Here is a 3,982-nt window from a genome sequence, read left to right as displayed (position 1 = left end):
ATCGACGGTCAATATGGCGCCAGCCGCTGATTCGCTGACGGTAACCTTTTCAGAAAGAGATTTTTTGGAGGCGTCGTTCATGCCAACCCCGTCTGCGGCGGATTGGCCATCAATAAGGCCACCGCGCTGACGCGGCAACCGTGGTCGGCGCGATCGCGGCTTGCGCCGAGCTACGCAACCAGATGCCGGAACGCCGCAACCACGTCCTCATAAACCTTGCGCTTGAACGGCACGATCAGGTCGGGCAATTCCTGCATCGGCCGCCACGCCCATTTGTCGAACTCGGCGGTGTGGCCGCCCGGCGGCGGATTGATCTCAATCTCGCTCACGTCGCCGTGAAAGCGGAAGGCGAACCATTTTTGCGTCTGGCCGCGGTATCGCCCTTTGAAGGCGATGCCGACCAGATCGGCCGGCAGGTCGTAATATATCCAGTTCGGCGCCTCATCCAGCAGCGAGACCGAGCGCATGCCGGTCTCTTCATACAGTTCCCGCTGCGCCGCCTGCAGCGGTTCCTCGCCCTTGTCGATGCCGCCCTGCGGCATCTGCCAGAGCTGCGTCGTGCCGGCGAATTCGCTGTCCGGCTCGGCAATGCGATGCCCGACCCAGACCAGGCCGTCACCATTGAGTATCATCAGTCCGACACAGGGGCGATAAGGCAGCGTCTCGGGATCGACCGGTTTTTTCTTCGCCATGCTCAACCTTTTTCCGGATCCACCGCCACTGCCGAAATCGGCACGATCTCGATGCCGCGCTTCTTGGCCTCGATCACCCAGGACGACACGGTGTCGACCGTGAGGTCGAAGGCCGAGCCGATGCCGACGGCAAAGCCTTTCGCCCGCGCAGTGGCTTCCAGTTCGTCCAGCTTCTTCAATATGGCACCGCGGTCCCGCACGGCGTCGATCGACGTGTCGCCGGCAACGAAGGGCACGCCGTCCTTCAGTGCCAGGTCGGACGCGAGGCTGCGCGCAGAGGAGCCGTCGTCGAGATAGGCCAGGCCGCGCCTGCCGAGTTCGGCCATCAATGGCGCCATCGCCGCCGCATCGGCCGAAAATCGCGCACCCATATAGTTCATGACGCCGGTGTAATTGGTCGTCCGCGACAGCGCCCAGCGCAAATTCTTCAAATTCTCGTCCGGTGTCGCCGCGACCGTCAGCGTGTTGCGGCCCGGATTGACGTTCGGATAGTCGAACGGTTCGAGCGGCACCTGAATGACGATCTCATGGCCTCTCTGCCGCGCCGCCTGCATCCAGCGGCCGATGCTGTTGCCCTGCGGCGCGAAGCCCAGCGTCACTTCGGCCGGCAGCTCGGCGATGGCCGCTTGCGTGCCGGTCTGCGACACGGCAAGCCCGCCGATGACGATCGCCACGCGCGCACCCCGCGCACCGGACCACGGCCGCGCATAGACATCGAACGGCCGCCTTCCGTCGGCGGCGCGTACGGGCAACGGGCCGGTCTCACCGGTCTCGATCAGCGCCCTGTCGGGAATATGCGCGATCCTCAGGTTCTGGCCGATCGTCGAAGGGTCGTGGATGACGACGGCCGCACTGGGCGGACCACCGTCCGCTTCGGTCGGCATATGGATGATCTGCGGCCCATTTGTCTTGGGTGCTGCTTGCGCCTGCGGCACGGGCTCAGTGGCCGGCGCTGCGGATTCGACCATCACTGTCGTCTTCGGCGTCGAAACAGCGACTTCTTCCGGCTTTCGAAACGGTCTTTCACGCAGCGCTATCGCGCCGGAGACACCGATCACGGCCAGCACCAGGAGAGTGGTCGCCACCGCACCGGCGCTGATCCTGCGGCCCGCGCGCGGCGGCCGGACGGCCTGTCCGAGCGGGCGTTCGATGTCATTGCCGATGTCAGCCAAGCCGCATCCCCAGCCGCGGTTCCCCCGAATCAAACTGCCGAGGCCTTGCGGCCCCGGCAGCATTACATCGCTTCGATCAGGCAGCCAGACCTGTTGTCCGGCTGATCGACCTTTACTGGTTCAAAACAGCCCCTACTGGTTCAAAACCGCCTTGTCCGGATTGGGCGGGAACGCCGGATCGGTCTTCTCGCCGCGCAGCAACTGCTCGGCAAAGATAAGCTGCAGGTCGTCCTTCGGCTCCGGCGGCACATAGGCTGCAGAGCCCGAACCGGTGTCGCCCTCGTCGGTACCCTTGATGTGGCCCTTGAGGTCCGACTCGCCGCGCGTCAGGTCCCTGCCCTGCAGTTCCGGCGGCAATGGCTGGTCGACCTTGATGTCGGGCGTGATGCCCTTGCCCTGGATCGACTTGCCGGACGGCGTGTAATAGAGCGCCGTCGTCAGGCGCAGCGCGCCGTTCTCGCCGAGCGGGACGATGGTTTGCACCGAACCCTTGCCGAAGGACTGCGTGCCGACCACGGTGGCGCGGCGCAGATCCTGCAGCGCGCCGGCGACGATTTCGGACGCACTGGCCGAACCGCCATTGACGAGCACGACCAGCGGCTTGCCGTCGATGTCGTCGCCGGGCCGCGCGTCGAAGCGGGTGACGTCCTTCGGATCGCGGCCGCGTGTCGAGACGATCTCGCCACGGTTGAGGAAGGCGTCGGACACGCTCACCGCCTGGTCGAGCAGCCCGCCCGGATTGAGGCGCAGATCGAGCACGTAGCCCTTGAGCTTTTCGTTCGGCACCTGCTTCTTGATGGTGTCGATGGCGTTCTCGAGGTCGTCATGGGTCTTTTCGGTGAAGGAGGTGATCTTCATGTAGCCGATGTCGTTCTCGACCCGGAACTTGACCGCCTTGACCTTGATGATGTCGCGCACCACCGTCAGCTCGATCGGCTTGTCGGCGCCCTGGCGCAGGATGGTGAGCTTGATCGGCGTGTTGACCAGCCCGCGCATCTTCTCGACCGCGTCGTTGAGGCTCAGGCCGCGAACCTCCTCGCCGTCGATCTTGGCGATATAGTCGCCGGCAAGAACGCCCGCCTTGGCGGCCGGCGTATCGTCGATCGGCGTGATCACCTTGACCAGGTCGTTCTCCATCGTGACCTCGATGCCGAGGCCGCCGAACTCGCCCTTGGTCTGCACGCGCATGTCCTGCGCCTCTTCGGCGTTCATATACGAGGAGTGCGGGTCGAGCGACGTAAGCATGCCGTTGATGGCGTTTTCGATCAGCGACTTGTCGTCGGGCGGCGTCACATACTGCGCCCGCACCCGCTCGAAGATGTCACCGAAGATCGCCAGTTGCTTATAGGTCTCGGAGCCCGCAGCGTTCGCCGTCGAGCCGGGCGCGCCGTAGACCAGGCTCATCGCGGATGCGCCCATCAGCGCACCGGCAAACAGAAGCGACAGTTTCCGCATCATCTCACGTCCTTCCAGACAAACGGTCCGCCCACCATGGGGTCGGATCGACGGGTTTTCCATCCTTGCGGAACTCAACATAGAGCTCCGGCGTGGCATTTCCATTCTTCGATGCCGAGGTGCTCGCCACCCGGGCCTCTCCCATCGCGCCAACCGGCTCTCCTGCGAGCACCGACTGGCCAGACGCGACGCTGATTCTGCTCATCCCCGCCAGAACGACATGATAGCCGTCACCCGCGTTCAGGATCAAGAGTTGACCATAGGAGCGAAAAGGTCCCGCATAAAGCACATTTCCGTCCGCTGGCGCGGTAACGATGGCTCCCGATTGTGTCGCAACCATGTCACCGAGCATCACTGCGCCGTTACCGTCGCTGGCCCCGAACCGCCGCTTGATCCTGCCGGTAACGGGCAGCGCGATCTGACCCTGAAGCGCCGAAAACGGTGCGGCGGCGGTGAGCCGGTTGGCTTCCGGGACCGGCAGGGCCGCCAGTTCCGTCTGTGCCGGGGCCTTTTGTGCTGGGGCCCTCTGCGCCGGGCCCTTGTCGGCATCCGCGGCCTTCTGCTCGGCTGCCTTCGCCGCATTCGCCGCCTTGCGGGCCTTGTCGGCCTCGAGCGAGGCGATCAATTCCTTCAGGCTGCCGGCCTTGGCCGCCAGTGCTGCGG

General features: G+C 64.7%; 4 protein-coding genes. All 4 read right to left on the bottom strand.

Annotated elements, in window-relative coordinates; translation table 11 throughout:
* Positions 1-170: 170 nt before the first annotated feature.
* Entirely contained in the window at positions 171-692 is a 522-nt protein-coding gene (locus E5W87_RS32165) for an RNA pyrophosphohydrolase (protein ID WP_292407014.1), read from the bottom strand.
* Positions 693-694: 2 nt separating this feature from the next.
* Positions 695-1,864, bottom strand: a complete 1,170-nt coding sequence (locus tag E5W87_RS32160) for a divergent polysaccharide deacetylase family protein (protein ID WP_292407012.1) — start codon at positions 1,862-1,864, stop codon at positions 695-697.
* 132 nt (positions 1,865-1,996) lie between these two features.
* Positions 1,997-3,322, bottom strand: coding sequence for a S41 family peptidase (locus E5W87_RS32155; protein ID WP_292407009.1), 1,326 nt, complete (start codon positions 3,320-3,322; stop codon positions 1,997-1,999).
* Position 3,323: 1 nt separating this feature from the next.
* Positions 3,324-3,982, bottom strand: a 659-nt coding sequence (locus E5W87_RS32150) for a peptidoglycan DD-metalloendopeptidase family protein (protein ID WP_292407006.1), incomplete at its 5' end; no start/stop codon positions are given.

The sequence above is a fragment of the Mesorhizobium sp. genome (assembly GCF_004962925.1).
Taxonomy (GTDB): Bacteria; Pseudomonadota; Alphaproteobacteria; order Rhizobiales; family Rhizobiaceae; genus Mesorhizobium.
This window is presented reverse-complemented; position numbering and strand designations above follow the sequence as displayed.